Origin of the sequence: Brevundimonas albigilva (assembly GCF_023573565.1) — a bacterium.
In the GTDB taxonomy this organism is placed as follows: Bacteria; Pseudomonadota; Alphaproteobacteria; order Caulobacterales; family Caulobacteraceae; genus Brevundimonas; species Brevundimonas albigilva.
The window spans coordinates 3,241,770-3,255,635 of record NZ_CP097649.1; the positions used below are offsets into that span (position 1 = coordinate 3,241,770).

At 65.1% G+C, this 13,866-nt stretch carries 24 protein-coding genes; 19 read left to right on the forward strand and 5 right to left on the reverse strand.

Annotated elements, in window-relative coordinates:
• Positions 1-142: 142 nt before the first annotated feature.
• The 13 genes from M8231_RS16260 (at position 143) to M8231_RS16320 (ending at position 8,635) form a co-directional block, all read left to right on the forward strand.
• A complete protein-coding gene (locus M8231_RS16260) occupies positions 143-910 on the forward strand; it encodes a hypothetical protein (RefSeq protein WP_250201953.1) in 768 nt (255 codons plus the stop codon).
• Between the two features lie 46 nt (positions 911-956).
• A protein-coding gene (locus tag M8231_RS16265; protein WP_250201343.1) for an IS3 family transposase occupies positions 957-2,152 on the forward strand; the annotation gives its coding sequence in 2 pieces (ribosomal slippage) (positions 957-1,227 and positions 1,227-2,152; 1,197 coding nt in all).
• Positions 2,153-2,239: 87 nt separating this feature from the next.
• Entirely contained in the window at positions 2,240-2,476 is a 237-nt protein-coding gene (locus tag M8231_RS16270) for a helix-turn-helix transcriptional regulator (protein ID WP_249751732.1), read from the forward strand.
• 192 nt (positions 2,477-2,668) lie between these two features.
• Positions 2,669-2,914 carry a hypothetical protein gene (locus tag M8231_RS16275; protein WP_249751731.1) on the forward strand — a complete coding sequence of 82 codons (246 nt, stop codon included), beginning with the start codon at positions 2,669-2,671 and terminating at the stop codon, positions 2,912-2,914.
• Positions 2,911-4,902: an AAA family ATPase gene (locus M8231_RS16280; RefSeq protein WP_250201954.1), complete on the forward strand. Its 1,992-nt coding sequence runs from the start codon at positions 2,911-2,913 to the stop codon at positions 4,900-4,902. The genes M8231_RS16275 and M8231_RS16280 overlap by 4 nt, the downstream gene beginning before the upstream one ends.
• Positions 4,903-5,050: 148 nt before the next feature.
• The gene (locus tag M8231_RS16285) at positions 5,051-5,398 is read left to right on the forward strand and encodes a helix-turn-helix domain-containing protein (protein ID WP_249751729.1); all 348 of its coding nucleotides are present in this window, start codon (positions 5,051-5,053) and stop codon (positions 5,396-5,398) included.
• A 50-nt stretch (positions 5,399-5,448) separates the two neighbouring features.
• On the forward strand, positions 5,449-6,282 hold the full coding sequence (locus tag M8231_RS16290) for a hypothetical protein (RefSeq protein WP_250201955.1): 834 nt from the start codon (positions 5,449-5,451) through the stop codon (positions 6,280-6,282).
• Positions 6,279-6,566, forward strand: a complete 288-nt coding sequence (locus tag M8231_RS16295; RefSeq protein WP_249751727.1) for a hypothetical protein — start codon at positions 6,279-6,281, stop codon at positions 6,564-6,566. Before M8231_RS16290 ends, M8231_RS16295 begins: the two co-directional genes overlap by 4 nt.
• Before the next feature lie 240 nt (positions 6,567-6,806).
• Positions 6,807-7,352 (forward strand): hypothetical protein, encoded by a 546-nt coding sequence (locus M8231_RS16300; RefSeq protein WP_249751726.1) that lies wholly within the window; start codon positions 6,807-6,809, stop codon positions 7,350-7,352.
• Positions 7,349-7,597: a hypothetical protein gene (locus tag M8231_RS16305; RefSeq protein ID WP_249751725.1), complete on the forward strand. Its 249-nt coding sequence runs from the start codon at positions 7,349-7,351 to the stop codon at positions 7,595-7,597. Before M8231_RS16300 ends, M8231_RS16305 begins: the two co-directional genes overlap by 4 nt.
• Positions 7,594-7,743: a hypothetical protein gene (locus tag M8231_RS16310; protein ID WP_250201956.1), complete on the forward strand. Its 150-nt coding sequence runs from the start codon at positions 7,594-7,596 to the stop codon at positions 7,741-7,743. Before M8231_RS16305 ends, M8231_RS16310 begins: the two co-directional genes overlap by 4 nt.
• Complete coding sequence (locus M8231_RS16315) at positions 7,740-7,958, forward strand: hypothetical protein (RefSeq protein ID WP_250201957.1); 219 nt, start codon at positions 7,740-7,742, stop codon at positions 7,956-7,958. The genes M8231_RS16310 and M8231_RS16315 overlap by 4 nt, the downstream gene beginning before the upstream one ends.
• Positions 7,955-8,635 (forward strand): hypothetical protein, encoded by a 681-nt coding sequence (locus M8231_RS16320; RefSeq protein ID WP_250201958.1) that lies wholly within the window; start codon positions 7,955-7,957, stop codon positions 8,633-8,635. Before M8231_RS16315 ends, M8231_RS16320 begins: the two co-directional genes overlap by 4 nt.
• 85 nt (positions 8,636-8,720) lie before the next feature.
• Here M8231_RS16320 and M8231_RS16325 read toward each other — a convergent pair whose 3' ends face one another.
• The 4 genes from M8231_RS16325 to M8231_RS16340 are packed head-to-tail and all read right to left on the reverse strand — an operon-like array spanning position 8,721 to position 9,717.
• The gene (locus M8231_RS16325) at positions 8,721-8,951 is read right to left on the reverse strand and encodes a hypothetical protein (RefSeq protein WP_249751721.1); all 231 of its coding nucleotides are present in this window, start codon (positions 8,949-8,951) and stop codon (positions 8,721-8,723) included.
• 10 nt (positions 8,952-8,961) lie between these two features.
• Entirely contained in the window at positions 8,962-9,153 is a 192-nt protein-coding gene (locus M8231_RS16330) for a DUF3606 domain-containing protein (protein ID WP_249751720.1), read from the reverse strand.
• Between the two features lie 52 nt (positions 9,154-9,205).
• Positions 9,206-9,439 carry a hypothetical protein gene (locus tag M8231_RS16335; protein ID WP_250201959.1) on the reverse strand — a complete coding sequence of 78 codons (234 nt, stop codon included), beginning with the start codon at positions 9,437-9,439 and terminating at the stop codon, positions 9,206-9,208.
• Between the two features lie 29 nt (positions 9,440-9,468).
• Entirely contained in the window at positions 9,469-9,717 is a 249-nt protein-coding gene (locus M8231_RS16340) for a hypothetical protein (RefSeq protein ID WP_249751718.1), read from the reverse strand.
• 280 nt (positions 9,718-9,997) lie between these two features.
• Here M8231_RS16340 and M8231_RS16345 point away from each other — a divergent pair, with 280 nt between their 5' ends.
• The 5 genes from M8231_RS16345 (at position 9,998) to M8231_RS16360 (ending at position 12,229) form a co-directional block, all read left to right on the forward strand.
• Positions 9,998-10,282 carry a phage tail fiber protein gene (locus M8231_RS16345; protein WP_250201960.1) on the forward strand — a complete coding sequence of 95 codons (285 nt, stop codon included), beginning with the start codon at positions 9,998-10,000 and terminating at the stop codon, positions 10,280-10,282.
• Positions 10,283-10,578: 296 nt separating this feature from the next.
• The gene (locus tag M8231_RS16350) at positions 10,579-11,304 is read left to right on the forward strand and encodes a hypothetical protein (protein ID WP_249751717.1); all 726 of its coding nucleotides are present in this window, start codon (positions 10,579-10,581) and stop codon (positions 11,302-11,304) included.
• Entirely contained in the window at positions 11,301-11,615 is a 315-nt protein-coding gene (locus M8231_RS17010; protein ID WP_347342359.1) for an excalibur calcium-binding domain-containing protein, read from the forward strand. The genes M8231_RS16350 and M8231_RS17010 overlap by 4 nt, the downstream gene beginning before the upstream one ends.
• A gap of 63 nt (positions 11,616-11,678) precedes the next feature.
• A complete protein-coding gene (locus M8231_RS16355; protein ID WP_249751716.1) occupies positions 11,679-11,969 on the forward strand; it encodes an SHOCT domain-containing protein in 291 nt (96 codons plus the stop codon).
• 14 nt (positions 11,970-11,983) lie between these two features.
• Positions 11,984-12,229 (forward strand): hypothetical protein, encoded by a 246-nt coding sequence (locus tag M8231_RS16360; RefSeq protein ID WP_250201961.1) that lies wholly within the window; start codon positions 11,984-11,986, stop codon positions 12,227-12,229.
• Between the two features lie 215 nt (positions 12,230-12,444).
• Here M8231_RS16360 and M8231_RS16365 read toward each other — a convergent pair whose 3' ends face one another.
• The gene (locus tag M8231_RS16365; RefSeq protein WP_250201962.1) at positions 12,445-12,846 is read right to left on the reverse strand and encodes a type II toxin-antitoxin system PemK/MazF family toxin; all 402 of its coding nucleotides are present in this window, start codon (positions 12,844-12,846) and stop codon (positions 12,445-12,447) included.
• A gap of 94 nt (positions 12,847-12,940) precedes the next feature.
• Between M8231_RS16365 and M8231_RS16370 the strand changes: the two genes are divergently transcribed.
• A protein-coding gene (locus M8231_RS16370) for an IS5 family transposase (protein WP_431307130.1) occupies positions 12,941-13,707 on the forward strand; the annotation gives its coding sequence in 2 pieces (ribosomal slippage) (positions 12,941-13,289 and positions 13,289-13,707; 768 coding nt in all).
• Positions 13,708-13,866 lie beyond the last annotated feature (159 nt).

Genomic DNA, 13,866 nt, shown 5'->3' on the forward strand with positions numbered 1-13,866 from the left:
GCCGCACTCTATGACCGTGATTGACGCATCAATGTTCTATCTTTGTTCTTGGTAAAACATTGATCTTGGCGAAACCTGCGGTAGGCGACATGCTCCCTGTACATCTTAGAGACTCAGCTCTCGCTGAGGACAGGGGAATGGAATGCCGACTGCCTACCACATGGTTCACTACCGCCGCTTCAACACTGGTGGCGTCAATATCGGGTCAGAAACCTTTGAGTCCGCGTGCCGAACAGCCCTCGGGCAGGCCAATGCTGGAGGACAGGCGCTATGGGAGCGCGCACAAGACCGGCTGCTTGATTTGGGCGGCAGCGACGGCGGTCAGCTCGTGTTGAACCGGGTTGCAGACTTGGAAAGCGCTGTGTTCGGCGAGATGTGCTTGGTTCAGAACCACGGGCTCCAAGCTCTTCTGCAACTGAGAGCGCAGACCGTACAGCTCTCCAATATCACGACGGCCGAGATTTTTGGACTCGACGAGCGCGCGGCTCCGGCGGGTTCTCAGTTCGTGCGAGGCATGGCCTATTGGCTGGCTATCGGAGACCACGTGCTATTCGTCAAAACGCAGTCTATGACCTCTGACCTGTTCAGACAGTATATGGACTGGCTTCTGAAGCAGCAGACCGGCACGCTAGGCCAGAATGTTCCGCTGAACTTCCAGGCGGAGTTCGACAAGGCGCAAGTCGCGGGGGACATCGGCGACGTCCGAAGCCTCCGTATTAGTGGGAAGTCTGTTCCGCAGCTCACTGTCGTGCCAAGCGACACTCCTGAGCGGGACCGAACTGTCGCTACGTCGCGAAAGGTCGCCGAGAAGTACGCGGTGTTTGAGCAAGCCAAAACGTTGGCCGAGGTCGTCTTCGGCAAAGCCAAGACAGAGTCGCTCGTGGAGAGTGGTCTGCGCCCTTTGAAGTGATCCATCCCTTATGTTGGTCTGCGGACCGGAACGGATGGAGCCAAGGATGGCCAGGAAGCGTCACAAGCCCGAAGAGATCATCGCCAAGCTGCGCCAGGTTGAAGTGTTGACCGGGCAAGGCAAATCGATCGCGGAGGCGGTGAAGACGATAGCGGTGACGGAGACGACCTACTTCCGCTGGCGAGCGGAGTTCGGCGGGATGAAGACCGATCAGGTCAAACGGATGAAGGCGCTGGAGCTGGAGAACGCCCGGCTTCGTCGGGCGGTGTCGGACCTGACGCTGGACAAGCTGATCCTGTCGGAGGCGGCGCGGGGAAACTTCTGAGCCCTGCCCGTCGCCGGGCCTGCATCGACAAGGTGCGGACCGAGTTGAAGGTGTCGGAGCGGCGCGCCTGCGCGGTGCTCCGACAGCATCGCTCAACCCAGCGAAAGACGCCGAGGGGCCGCACCGACGAGGCGGCCCTGACGGCGGCCATCACCGCACTGGCGGCGACCTATGGCCGTTACGGCTACCGCCGGATCACGGCGCTGCTGCATCAGGCGGGCTGGTCGGTGAACGCCAAAAGGGTTCAGCGGATCTGGCGACGGGAAGGGCTGAAGGTCCCGCAGAAACAGCCGAAACGCGGCCGGCTCTGGCTCAATGACGGGTCGTGCGTGCGGCTGCGCGCCGAGCGGCCCAACCATGTCTGGTCTTACGACTTCGTCGAGGATCGCACCCAGGACGGCAGGAAGTTCCGCATGCTCTGCGTGATTGATGAGTTCACGCGCGAGGCTCTGGCGATCCGGGTCAAGCGCAGGCTCAACTCCACCGACGTGCTAGAGACCCTGGCGGACCTGATGATACTGCGCGGGCCGCCGGCCTATGTGCGGTCCGACAACGGACCGGAGTTCATCGCCACCACCCTGCGTGAATGGATCGCCGCCGTCGGCTCTCAGACGGCCTACATCGAACCCGGTAGTCCCTGGGAGAACGGCTACTGCGAGAGCTTCAACTCCAAGCTCCGGGATGAACTGCTGAACGGCGAGACCTTCTTCAGTCTGGCCGAGGCTCAGGTGCTGATCGAGGCGTGGCGGCGTCACTTCAACGCCGTGCGACCGCACAGCGCCCTGAAGTACCGACCGCCAGCACCGGAAGCCCTCATCCCTCGCGCCGGAAACATCGTGCCGTGGGCGAGCGCGCCAGCGCTTGAAGGCGCGCGCTCGCCCAACCCAACCATGGCGTCAGGCCCGCCCATGAACTAACATCGAAACCGGATCACCCCATGGGGGCAGACCACTGTTCCTAGACGCCCACCCCGGACTTCACCGGGAGCGTCCGGGACACGACAGATGCTCGCGACACAGTCCACGCTACGGCCCGCCGCAGTTCCGGCAACGGACCGGTTTATCGATGATGTGGAGGCGGCCGAAATGCTCGGCCTCAGCCGCAGTTATCTGCGGCAGCTCCGCCTTCGCGGTGGCGGATGCCGCTTCAGCCGCTTCGGCCGCGCCGTCCGCTACCGGGTCGGCGACCTGCTCGCCTGGGCCAACGACAACTCCGCCTCCTCCACGAGCGAGGCGGCGTGATCATGGGAAGGTTCAACCAGGCCCCGCCCACGAAAAACCCCGGCGGCCGTGCAGGGCTCACCGGGGTTTGCAGGAGATCAACTGACGAGGAAGATCGGCAGCAATCCTACTCCCGGCCGCTCTGCCCTGCAAGGGCGATGCTCCGCTCGATCGTGAGCGACGAAGGCCATTTCCAGGGCTGGGAGGTGGTCCGTGGCTGATGATCCTCGCATCATTAACCTCGCCGCCGTGCGCACCGCCCGGACCGCACCGCCAACCCATACCTTCAGCTCCGAGGAAGAGGCCGCCGCTGCTGTCCGCGCCGCGTTGGACACGCTCGCCGCGGCGTGCACCACGATCAACCTCTTCACGCCGTTCACGACCGTCGACGACTGGGCGGGGCTCATCAGCGACGGCTTCCGCAATCGCATGGCGAGCCGAATTGGGGGCGCTGCATGAACGCCGCGCTGGATCTCCGCACCGTCGCTCACGCTCTTGGCGGCAAGATCGAGGGTGATCATGTGCGCGCGGCGGGGCCGGGACACTCGCAGCGCGACGACAGCCTCATTGTCTGGCTTGATCCCGACAGCCCGGAGGGCTTCCGAACCGACAGCAAGGCGGAGGACGACTGGCGGCTATGTCGAGAGTACGTGCGCGCCAAGCTTGGGCTAAGCTCCTGGACACCCAAGCCCGGCGCCATCGAGCGCATGTCCGAACGGGCTGCCCGAAGCCCGAAGCCTTACTCCGACCTTGGGTTGACGGGCGCTGGGTACACGCTTGCCGCCACCTACGACTACCGCAGTGATGACGGCGATCTGCTCTATCAGGTCCTCCGATACGAGCACGCCAGCAAGCCCAAGACCTTCCGCCAGCGCCGGCCAGATGGCCGCGGCGGATGGTTCAACGACGCGGGTGAGCGTCGTGTCCTCTACCGCGCCGCTGACCGCAACAAAGTGGCTCACAGCACCATCTGGATCACCGAAGGCGAGAAGGATGCCGATCGGCTCGCTGGCCTGAACCTGACGGCCACGACGGCGGCCAGCGGAAAATGGACCGAGGACATGGCCCGGCAGCTCGCCGGTTATGACTGCCTCATCCTGGAGGACAATGACGAGCCCGGCCGTAAGAAGGCGGCGAGGCTCGCTAAACAGCTCTCAGCCTATGCTGCCTCTGCCAGGATCATTCGCATCCCCGGCCTTGCCGAAGGTGAGGACGTCTCGGACTGGCTAGACGCTGGCGGCCCTGTCGATCAGCTACGCGCCTGGGCCTCTTCACCGCCGCCACTCGCCACGCGAGGCGATCATCCCGCGCCGAGTTGGGCGGTGCCGTTCAAGTGGATCGACCCTGCCGCTATCCCCCTCCGCGCTTGGCTGTACGGCCGGCACTACATCCGCCAGTTCGTCTCTACCACCTTCTCTCCGGGTGGCGTAGGCAAGTCCTCCCTCGTGTTGGCCGAGGCCATGGCGATGGCCAGCGGCAAGCCCCTGCTCGGCATCAAGCCGGTCGAGAAGCGGGTGCGCGTCGCCTACTGGAACGGGGAGGACCCTTTCGAGGAGACCATGCGCCGGGCCATGGCGCTGGCGCTGCACTACGGCCTCACGCCAGATGATCTGGAGGGTTGGCTATTCCTCGGCTCAGGCCGGGACGCAGGCATCACCATCGCGAAGAGCGACGCCAGCGGCGCGCTGATCATTGAGCCGAACGTCGAGAAGGTCGTCTCGGAGATCCAGACCCACAAGATCGACGTGGTCGTGATCGACCCCTTCGTCTCCTCCCACAAGGTGGCGGAGAACGACAACGGCGCCATCGACACGGTCGCCAAGGAATGGGGCCGCATCGCTGGCAAGACAAACACCGCCGTTGAGCTGGTCCACCATACCCGCAAGACCAACGGCGCTGAGATCACGGTCGAGGACGGGCGTGGGGCAGGTTCCCTCCTAGCCGCCGCTCGCTCCGGTCGCGTCCTCAACCCCATGTCGAAAGACGAGGCTGAACGCGCAGGCCTGGAGACGCCTTACCCTTACTTCCGGGTCGAGGACGGCAAAGCCAACATGTCGCCGCGCTCCCCCGACGGAGCCGTCTGGTATCGAATGATTGGCGTGGACCTCGGTAACGGCGTCGGCATAAAGCCCAGCGACAACGTTGGTGTGGTCACCGCATGGAAGTGGCCCGACCCCTTCGATGGTGTCTCAGCCGCCGATCTGCTGGCCGTGCAGCGGCACATCGACGGTGGTCACTGGCGTGAGAACGTCCAGGCCAAGGAGTGGGTCGGCTATGCCGTGGCCGAGGTGCTGGAACTCGATCTCGACGAGAAGACGGCACGCGAGAAGGCGAAGGGGCTGCTGAAGACCTGGTTCAAATCAGGTGCCCTGGTGGTCGTTGACGCCCTCGATGAGCATCGGAAGTCACGCAAAACGGTCGGCGTCGGAAGGTGGGTGGAGCTATGATTTGCGCCACCTGCGCCACCTTGCGCCACCACCATTTCCATGGTGTCGCAGATCGCCCTTTGCGCCACTGCGCCACCTGCGCCACCACCTTTATAGGTGGAGCGCAGTGGTGGTGGCGCAAATACGGGGTCTGCGGGAGGTCCGTCCAGTGACCGGCCTGCGCTCCACCTCTGAGCCGTCATCGCTCGCCCTAGTCCGCACCCTGCGGCGGGACCGGGCCGCCCTGACCGGTGACCAGATCGACGGCCGCCTTGTTGAGATCGAGCATTCCCTCCAGCGCAGCCTGTCTGTCGACGACGTCGCCCGTCTGGCCGGGGAGAAGCCCGACACCATCCACAAGGCGATCCGTCGAGGACAGCTCCCGGCTTCCAGGTCAGCCGGCAGCAACACGTGGCGCCTCGAACAGGCCGACGTCGACATCTGGGTCAGCCGCCCGCGTCGCCGCCGGCAGCCGCCCGAAACCCAATCTCAGTCCGATCTAGTCCGGTCGCATTGAGCCCGGGCGAGTCCAGTCGCAGAATTCCCAACACCACCACGAGGACCGACATGGCCGTCACCGATATCCTGAAACGCGATCCCGTCGCCGCCGCCCGCAAAGCCCATGAAGCCGCCCAGCGCGGCCTGGCCAACGCCAAGGCCAAGCGCGACGCCGCAGTCGCCGAGGTCTTGTCCGCCGAGCGCGCCCAGACGGCGGCCGCCACGGCCGATGGTGAGGCCGCCGACGGCGTCTTGGAGAGCGCCACCCGCCGGCTCCGGGATGCGCGTGACCTGGTCGATGCGTTCGATCGTCGGGTGACCCCGGCCGCGGAAGCCGCCCTGGCCGATGCGGAGGCGGCCATCGCCGACGCGGAGAGGCACGTCCAGTACGCCGCTGCTGAAGCCCAGGCCAAGGCGGCCCGCGCCAAGCTGGCCAAAGAATATCCCGACCTCCAGCGTCGGTACGTCGAGCTGCTGGACTTGGTCACCGCCGCCGACGCCGCGGTCGACGCCGCCAACAGCAACCTCCCGGCCGACGCGTCCCCGCTGCCCACGGTCGAGGCTCCGCTGCGGGACCATCCCGCCCAGCCCCGGCGCATCGTCTCCGACACGATCCAAGGCATCTGGCATCACCAGGGCGGTGCGCGGGTGATCGATCCGTCCAGGATCGTGAACGGCAAGTACCAGCACCGCAGCTCGGGCGCGGTCCATCACCTCACGGCGGATCACTGCAAACTCGTCGACAAGCGGGTCGTCGTCTCGGTCCCGGCCACTCCCGCCGCCATCGGTCCGCGCCTTGCGTCTACCCCGCTTCCTCCCCTCAAGCTGGAGGCCCCGAAGCCGCCGCCGGAGAAGACCGAGTATCTCTCCCCCGAGACGGCCGGGCGCTCGGAGGCGGCATGACCCCGGCCCGCCGCACTGCCGAGCTGATGGCCGAACAGAGCGTGGGCATCACGCCCCGATCTGACGCGGGAGAACGCCGCGCCCACATCATGCAGCACCCATTGGCTCAGGGACGCTTCTCTCTCGCCCTGTCCCTCGCGGCGCACCGCCCCGTGACGATCGAGGCCGCGCTTCTCGTCCTCCGACACGCACCCCCCGCCATGACCGTGGGCGAAGCCGAAGCATGGGCGTCCCGCCTCGTCATGCCCGACAGCGACAGCCTGGGGGTGTCTCGTGGGCACTGATCTCCCCGGCATGATCGTCGCGGGTCCTTCCCCGGCGTCGCAACGTATACGGGCAGCTTGGGCATGTTCTTCCTCCAGCTATGACCCCGAAATCCGGTTGCCGGTTGCCAGTTGCCCTTCTGGGGCTTCACCCGCTCACGGATGGATCGGCCCGAAGCCCCGTCCTCTCTGCGTCGGACGCGCGGACCGGAGGGGCCTGAGGGCCGCCGACAGGTTTCCGGTTGCCCGAGGTTGCCGCTGATGAGCGTGACCCTCGCTTCACGGCCCGCGTTCGCAAAGATGCACGGCGTCAGCAAGGCGGCTGTCCAGAAGTGGGAGGCGCGCGGCGCCGTCGTGGTCGTCGATGGCAAGATCAGCGTCGAGGCCTCCGATCGGCTCTTGATGCACGCCGGCCTGGGTCGCTTCTCGGATCGGCCCAGGAAGGCCCGCTCAGCGCCTGTGACCCAGAGGTCCGTCCCGTCTGGCCAGATCAGCCGAGGCCCGGACGACACCGAGACGGGAATTCCGCCCGAGGTGCTGATGCCGCTCGCGGTCAATCTGCTGGTGACCTACTTCAACCGCATCTGCGCCTTTGCGGCACTCTCCGCATGGGAGCACGGTGCATCGCTGGAGACGGCGAAGCAGGCCGACGCGACGTTCCGCACCCTCGCCATGGGGGTGGTGACCGAGATGCTCACTGAGATCGACGTCGGCCGGCCGGATGGATTCGTCTGGGAAGACCAGCCGATCTGGGATCTCGACCGGATGGCCAAGATCGACTGGTCGGCGGTGGAGGGGGCGGAATGACGGTTGTCGGCCTCTCCAACATCGCTGCCCGTCTGGGCGTCTCCCCCAGAACCGCCAAGCGCCTCGCCAAGACCGGAGACCTCTCGACCCGACTTGTCGATCGTCGCCGGATCGCGTCCCGCCAGGTCATCGAAAACTTCCGGCTGGATCGGGAAGCGCTCTCCTCGTGGGAGGGCGAGGGCGGCGCCCTGCGTTGCCAGATGCCCGACCAACCATTCCCCCACCACCAAAGGAGCCCGCAATGACCGGCCCGACCACCCCGAAGCCTCAGCTTCGCTATAGCCTGGCGCAGGCCATGGCCGCGAATACGCGCCAGTCCAGCCCCGCCAAGACGAAGTACAGCCTCGCCGAAGCCATGCGCCGAATGATCGGATCGGAGGACAGCAAGTGACCCGCCGTCTCAGACGTTTCCTGGGCGTGCTGGCGTGTCTAGTTGCCTTCCCGGTCGTGGCTCACGCCGACCCAGTTTCGGCGTATATCGTCACCACGGTCCTCGGCTTCTCTGGCACGGCCGCCGCCGTGGCGACCTTCGTCGTGAATGCCGTGCTCTACTCGGCTGGGTCGTTCTCCGAGGATCGCGCCTTCGAGCCGGAGGACGATCAATGACCGCGGCCTTGGTCTATTTGGCCCCGACGTCTGTAAGCCTGCTGACCGATGGGGCGATGATCACCCCGGATGGTTCGACCGTCGCCTTGAAACAGAAGGTACAGATCGCGGCGCACCAGTCGGCAGCCTTCGTCGCCCGCGGCCCAGACATGTTCTCCGCCCTAGTCGCCGTGGCCATGGCGCAGGTGCAGGGTGGTTTCGAGGACTTGGTCGCCAGCTTTGCAGGCCGAGTTGTTTCGGCCCACCAGCACATGATGACGGCTATGCGCGGTGGCGCCGCGGTCCCCGGCGACCCAGGCAAGGTCGACGCGATTTTGGTCGGCGTAGGGTCGGATGGCCGGGCCGCCGCCTACGCCGTCAGCAGCTATCCCGACGCGGGTCACCCGGCCTGGGCGCTAAGGCCCATCAAGGGGCCGGCAGCCTCCAGTGGGGCTGTGATGCGTTTCGCGCCCGAACTGGTCCAGCCTGCCCTGACATTCGCATCGCCCATGCCTGATGCTGTGGAAGCCGACCTCAAGACCTTCGGTCTCAAGCTGTGGGGCGGGACGCCTGACGTGAAGGCGCATAGCCTGGCCGTGATGCGCGCCCAGCGGAAGACCGGGCTTGTCGGCGGCTTCTGCCAGATGACGACCATCACCAAGGATGCGGTCACCACCTCCATCGTGGAGCGGTGGTAACCGTCGAGCCCCAGGCTCCGCTATCTACCGAGGCCCGCTCACTTCGGAGGGCGGGTTTTACTGCAGCATAGGGGACGGCGTGCAGCTACTCGGACTGTGGCTCGACGAAGTCCTTCGTTGTGTAGGCATCGCGGGTCGGCGGCGTTGTGCCGGTTGCGACCTGTTCCGGCGATGAACCCAGCTGCGGCGCCGGCCCCTTGGCTCCGAGATGCGACCAAGAAAATACGGCTAGGCCGATGAAGGCGACCACAGCCACCAGGATGGGGATCAGTAGGGCGATACGCTTGGGCGTCCTCAAGCCTTGGGGGGTGCTCATGATGCCTCTCCTAGGCGGGTCCAGACTTGCGGCTAAGATACTTCTCGATATCCTCGGCCTGATTGCCGACGGCGTCGACGGCGGCGCGGAGTTGATCGGCCGTGACGCCGAAGCGCTTGGACCAGTCCTGGACCTCATAGTCCTCGGACAGGCTGACGCGTTGGCGATCGGGGTTGCCAGTTTGGGATTTGTCGTCGCTCATCAACTTCTCCTCTCTGAGGGTGAACGTCCTCGGCGGCCCTTAGGGTTCCCGGCTAGATCGTCCCGCGCTCCATCAGCGCTACGATCACCGGGTCCTGCAGCGAGGCGGTGACCTCGCGTGCAAACGCGTCTTCAGCCTCGTCCAGGTCGGCGATGTAGCGCGGCTGCGGCGGCCGGTAGGTCGACAGCTTGAACGTGATCTTACCTCGCTGGCGTTCGGCCAGGTCTTCGATTCGCTCCAGGCGGACGCCGGCCTTTGATGCAATGAGGGTCTTCTTCTGCGCCATGCTTTTCCGCCTCTTTCTGAGGGGCGGATTCAGCGCCGATCCATGGGTTTCGTTCCGGCGGCGTCACCCTGAGGCCTCCTGATCAGCTTCATCAGCCCGCACCCGAGGGCTGCGAAGCCTGCCGCCACGAGCGTGGCCATGCCGAAGAAGCGCCACACCAGGGCGCTGCACTTGCCCATGTGGTAGCAGTTCAGCGACGCCATGGTCGCGAGGATCGGGAGAAGGCCCAGCCCGATCACCATCACGAAGAGGGCGACGATCCAGCAGTACGCCCTCATGGCAGATCTCCAGCGCTCGATTCAGCACCGCCCGTTGCAGGGCCTTCGCCTCGTCCCACGGCGCGCTCATCCAGGTCTCGACCTCCCTCGCGCTCTGTCAGGATTGCCGGCATGATCCCGGGGCGGATGCTGCGGACGAGCTGGCCGGGTTCGGTCGCCAGGAAGCCGAACAGGTCGCATGTCTCCGGGCCCGTCTTATCTTGCGGACGAAGGGTTGGTCGCGGACGTCGATGCGGAAGAAGGCCGGGGACCCGGCTTCTCACCATCCAGCCTGAATCACATGGCCCCGCCTTCCCCAGCCCCTTTTTCGCTGAACTGCGGTCTTTGCACCGGGAGGCTGGCCGCCACCTACGGCGCCATCTCGCGCAACACCTCGATCGCCAACTCGGCGGAGGTGGATTTCGGGGCGGCGGCCGGCAGCGAGACCGTCTCGCACTTCGCCATCTTCGACGCGGCCTCGGGCGGCAACATGCTGGGTTCCAACGCCCTGGCGTCGTCTCAGACGGTCGTCGCCGGCAATCTGGTGAAGTTCGCCGTCGGCGCGCTGACGATCACCGTCGGCTGAGCGGTAGGACGGCCCGGCCTCAGGGTGGGGCCAACGCCGGGCCGTCCCGCGTCCCTCTCTCCCACGATTGGCACGCGCTGAGACCATGACACAGCGGCGTGCGGCCGCAACCCCCGAAGGGGCACGGCTTGACGGCGTCGACAGCTTTTGGTTTTGGCCTTCATCGCTCTGACAAACGCGACCGGGATTAGGTAGTCATATCCCTGAGCGGCCTAGACACTCGTCCGACTTGTGCTAGGACACGCGAACGCCGCGACGGGGGGTTGCGGTGCTTCTGTCCCTGGGGAGGGGATTCTATGAGGTTTGTGATCGCGCCGGCGCTTTGCGCCGCGCTTGCCATATCCGCTTGCGCCACCAGCTACACCGTCAAGCCGGTCGCCGACGCCAACCAGTCGATCCGTTATGTCCAAGGCCAGGCGACCACATTTGCGGAAGGCCGCAATGGGTCTGTCCAAGTCACCCCGCTCGGCGTCAACGAGAAGGGCCGCCTGGTCTTCGGTGTCGCTGCCTTCAACAACGCGAAAGAGCCGACGAACTTCGGCGTCGAGAACATGATTGCAGCGGCGGGCGGCGAGCCGCTCCGGATCTTCACCCATGCTGAGCTCGAGCGAATGGCGAAGAACGATGCAACGATCGCGCTAGTGGCCGCCGCTCTCGCCGGCGCTGCTACTGCATACGCAGCGTCCCAAGGCCCGACCTACACCAGCACCTATTCGACGCCGCGCGGCGTGTATCGATACCAAGCGACCGACCATGTTGCACAGGCGGCCCTGGCTGGCGCGGCGGTCGCCGGAACCGCTCTCACGATGAAAGAGATCAACGATAACCTGGACGGCACATTGATGGCTCTGCAGGGCCAGGTTCTACAGACGACGACGATCGATCCGGAAAGCTCTTTCGGCGGACAGGTGATCACTGACCGGGTGGCGATTCCTTCCGAAGGTTCGCTTGATGCGCTACTCACGGTAACCTGGAACGACGACGTCTATCAGTTTCGTTGGGACGTTTCGAAAGTCCAATGAACCGCTGGACCGTAGTCGGCGCCGTCGCCGCGCTCGCCATTCCCGCAGCAGTAGTGGCGCACCCAGGCGGCCTGAACTCCGAGGGCTGCCACAACGATCGGAAGAATGGCGGCTATCACTGCCATCGAGGCAGTGGCGGCTCGCCCTCGACATCTCGGCCCCAAGCGCTGCGATCGCAGCCGCCAGCCGGTCGAGCCTATGCCAACTGTTCGGAAGCGCGCGCTGCTGGAGCCGCCCCAGTGCGAAGAGGCGATCCCGGTTATGGCCGCCATTTGGACCGTGACGGCGACGGCATCGGATGCGAGCGCTAGACACTCGCCCCGGCTGTGCTAGGCAGCTACGTCAACAGCGGCGGGGCCGGGAGGGGGACGCGGTTGGAGATCCTAATCATCGTCGTATTCATCGGCCTCATCCCGGCAATAGTCGCCAAGAACAAGGGCCACGGACCGTTCGTCCTCTGGTGGCTCTACGGTGCCGCGATCTTCATCGTCGCGATCGTCCATTCGATCATGCTCAAGCCCCAGGGCGAGGCGGCGCGACGTCTTACCGCTCCGCCACCGGGGTTCAGCCATGCCGACGAGATCGCCAAGTTGGCCGATTTGAAGGAAAAGGGCGTCCTGACCGAGGCGGAGTTTCAGGCGAAGAAGGCTCAGTTGTTGAGCTAACGGGGAGACAACCAATGGCTGGAATGATCCAGATCATCACCTACATGCTGGCCTTCTATTTCGTATTGAAAGGCATTGAGATCCTGCAGATCGGACTGGCCTCCAGCCGCTCCAACAGGAAGGGCATCATCACCCTGGGAGCCTTAACGCTCGTTGCCTGCGTGATAGCCGCGATCGGCTTCGTGGCGGCTCAGGACGAACAGGCTATGGGCCTATCCTCCTCAATGAGCAGCCTTACAGGGCTGGGGTCGCCTTACTAAGGTGCCGCCCAGAACGACCAACGGCGGCTTCATGAGGGCCGCCTTTTTTTGGTCTACGGGTTGCGAAATGAAAAGGGCCCCGCCGAAGCGAGGCCCTTCCTGACACCATGGCGGTTTGCGATCACCAACACATAGTGGCCAGCCGAAGCTGGACTTAAATGCCGGTGCGACCGGCGACAGGTCAAACGTAATACGCCCGACCCCTAACCACAACCTTAAAGGCCGAGCCCCGCCCTCACGCAGGCCTGCACACGACCGAAAGTGTCGTCGTCCAGAACGCGGACGTCGTACACTCGTTGCCCGCCTTCCTTGTGGGAGAAAAGCAGACGAAGTCGATGGAACGCAACCGTCAGGACGATGTCCGCTTTCACCCACATGCGAGGCGATGCGTAAGGGGCCGGCAGCGGCGGATCCAGAACGATCTCCAGATGATGGTCGTGCATCTGGCGGGGAGGCGTCGTGGACAGCGGAACGATGGTGCAGAGCTGCTTGCGATCCCGCAGTTGCGGCGACAGAACGATGCAGGGGCGCCGCTTTACCATCTCAGGCTCTCTGAAGCCCTCATTGAGATCGACGCGAACGATTGTGCCGGGCTGAGGGTGAGCGATGACGGTCATAGCTAACCACTAGGTCCAATCGACATTCAGGGATTCACGTGCGGCCTGATGCGTGATTCATAGGTCTCCGCTTTGGCGGAGGTCATCGATGGGCGTGAAGCGTTATGAACTGGACGAGGCGCAGTGGGCTCGTATTGAGCCGCTGCTGCCGGGGAAGGCGTCGGATCCCGGTCGGACGGGGTCCGACAACCGGCTATTTGTGAACGGGGTGCTCTGGGTGCTGCGGTCCGGCGCTCACTGGCAGGACCTTCCCGAGCGCTACGGCAAGTGGAAGACGGCACACAAACGCTTCAGCCGCTGGGCGGCGGCGGGGGTCTGGGAGAAGGTGTTCGACGATCTGATCAAGGACCGGGACAACCAGTATCTGATGCTGGACTCAACGCTTGTGCGGGCTCACCAGCAGGCGACGACCGGTCGGGGCAGCGGCCGTAAAAAGGGGGCCTCGATCCGGCTGTGGGGCGTTCCAGAGGCGGACTGACGACCAAGGTCCACATGGCCTGCGACACGCTCGGGCGGCCCGTTCGCTTCCTCATCGCAGCCGGTCAGAGCCACGACATCCTCGCCGTGCCGGCCCTTCTGGAAGGCCATCGCCCTGCCGCCGTGCTCGCCGACCGCGCCTATGACGCCAACAGCCTTCGCCGTCACCTGGACCAGATCGGAGCCGAGGCCGTCATCCCTTCGACCCGCTCACGAAAGGTCCCGATCCCGCACGATCCGCTGGTCTACAGGCTCCGCAATCGGGTCGAGCGCTGCTTCAACAAGCTCAAGCACTTCCGCCGCTTCGCCACCCGGTTCGACAGGCTCGCGCGCCACTACCTCGCCTTCATCCACATCGCCGCCTCCATGCTGTGGATGCGGTGAATGTCGATTCATCCTAGACGTGATTCGCGCACGCCGCGATCCCTCCCCCTCCCAGAACTAAAGACGCCTCGGCCCTCGTCAGACGGCCGCGCCCACATCATGCCGCACACGCCGAGCCCGCCCAGGACCAGCAGGAAACCGCCCACGGTGGACGCGTCG

Coding starts and splice junctions, on each gene's coding strand:
- M8231_RS16260 (WP_250201953.1), top strand. CDS start 143: ATGCCGACTGCCTACCACATGGTTCACTACCGCCGCTTCAACACTGGT.
- M8231_RS16270 (WP_249751732.1), top strand. CDS start 2,240: ATGCTCGCGACACAGTCCACGCTACGGCCCGCCGCAGTTCCGGCAACG.
- M8231_RS16280 (WP_250201954.1), top strand. CDS start 2,911: ATGAACGCCGCGCTGGATCTCCGCACCGTCGCTCACGCTCTTGGCGGC.
- M8231_RS16290 (WP_250201955.1), top strand. CDS start 5,449: ATGGCCGTCACCGATATCCTGAAACGCGATCCCGTCGCCGCCGCCCGC.
- M8231_RS16295 (WP_249751727.1), top strand. CDS start 6,279: ATGACCCCGGCCCGCCGCACTGCCGAGCTGATGGCCGAACAGAGCGTG.
- M8231_RS16300 (WP_249751726.1), top strand. CDS start 6,807: ATGAGCGTGACCCTCGCTTCACGGCCCGCGTTCGCAAAGATGCACGGC.
- M8231_RS16305 (WP_249751725.1), top strand. CDS start 7,349: ATGACGGTTGTCGGCCTCTCCAACATCGCTGCCCGTCTGGGCGTCTCC.
- M8231_RS16310 (WP_250201956.1), top strand. CDS start 7,594: ATGACCGGCCCGACCACCCCGAAGCCTCAGCTTCGCTATAGCCTGGCG.
- M8231_RS16320 (WP_250201958.1), top strand. CDS start 7,955: ATGACCGCGGCCTTGGTCTATTTGGCCCCGACGTCTGTAAGCCTGCTG.
- M8231_RS16325 (WP_249751721.1), bottom strand. CDS start 8,951: ATGAGCACCCCCCAAGGCTTGAGGACGCCCAAGCGTATCGCCCTACTG.
- M8231_RS16330 (WP_249751720.1), bottom strand. CDS start 9,153: ATGAGCGACGACAAATCCCAAACTGGCAACCCCGATCGCCAACGCGTC.
- M8231_RS16335 (WP_250201959.1), bottom strand. CDS start 9,439: ATGGCGCAGAAGAAGACCCTCATTGCATCAAAGGCCGGCGTCCGCCTG.
- M8231_RS16340 (WP_249751718.1), bottom strand. CDS start 9,717: ATGAGGGCGTACTGCTGGATCGTCGCCCTCTTCGTGATGGTGATCGGG.
- M8231_RS16345 (WP_250201960.1), top strand. CDS start 9,998: ATGGCCCCGCCTTCCCCAGCCCCTTTTTCGCTGAACTGCGGTCTTTGC.
- M8231_RS16350 (WP_249751717.1), top strand. CDS start 10,579: ATGAGGTTTGTGATCGCGCCGGCGCTTTGCGCCGCGCTTGCCATATCC.
- M8231_RS17010 (WP_347342359.1), top strand. CDS start 11,301: ATGAACCGCTGGACCGTAGTCGGCGCCGTCGCCGCGCTCGCCATTCCC.
- M8231_RS16360 (WP_250201961.1), top strand. CDS start 11,984: ATGGCTGGAATGATCCAGATCATCACCTACATGCTGGCCTTCTATTTC.
- M8231_RS16365 (WP_250201962.1), bottom strand. CDS start 12,846: ATGACCGTCATCGCTCACCCTCAGCCCGGCACAATCGTTCGCGTCGAT.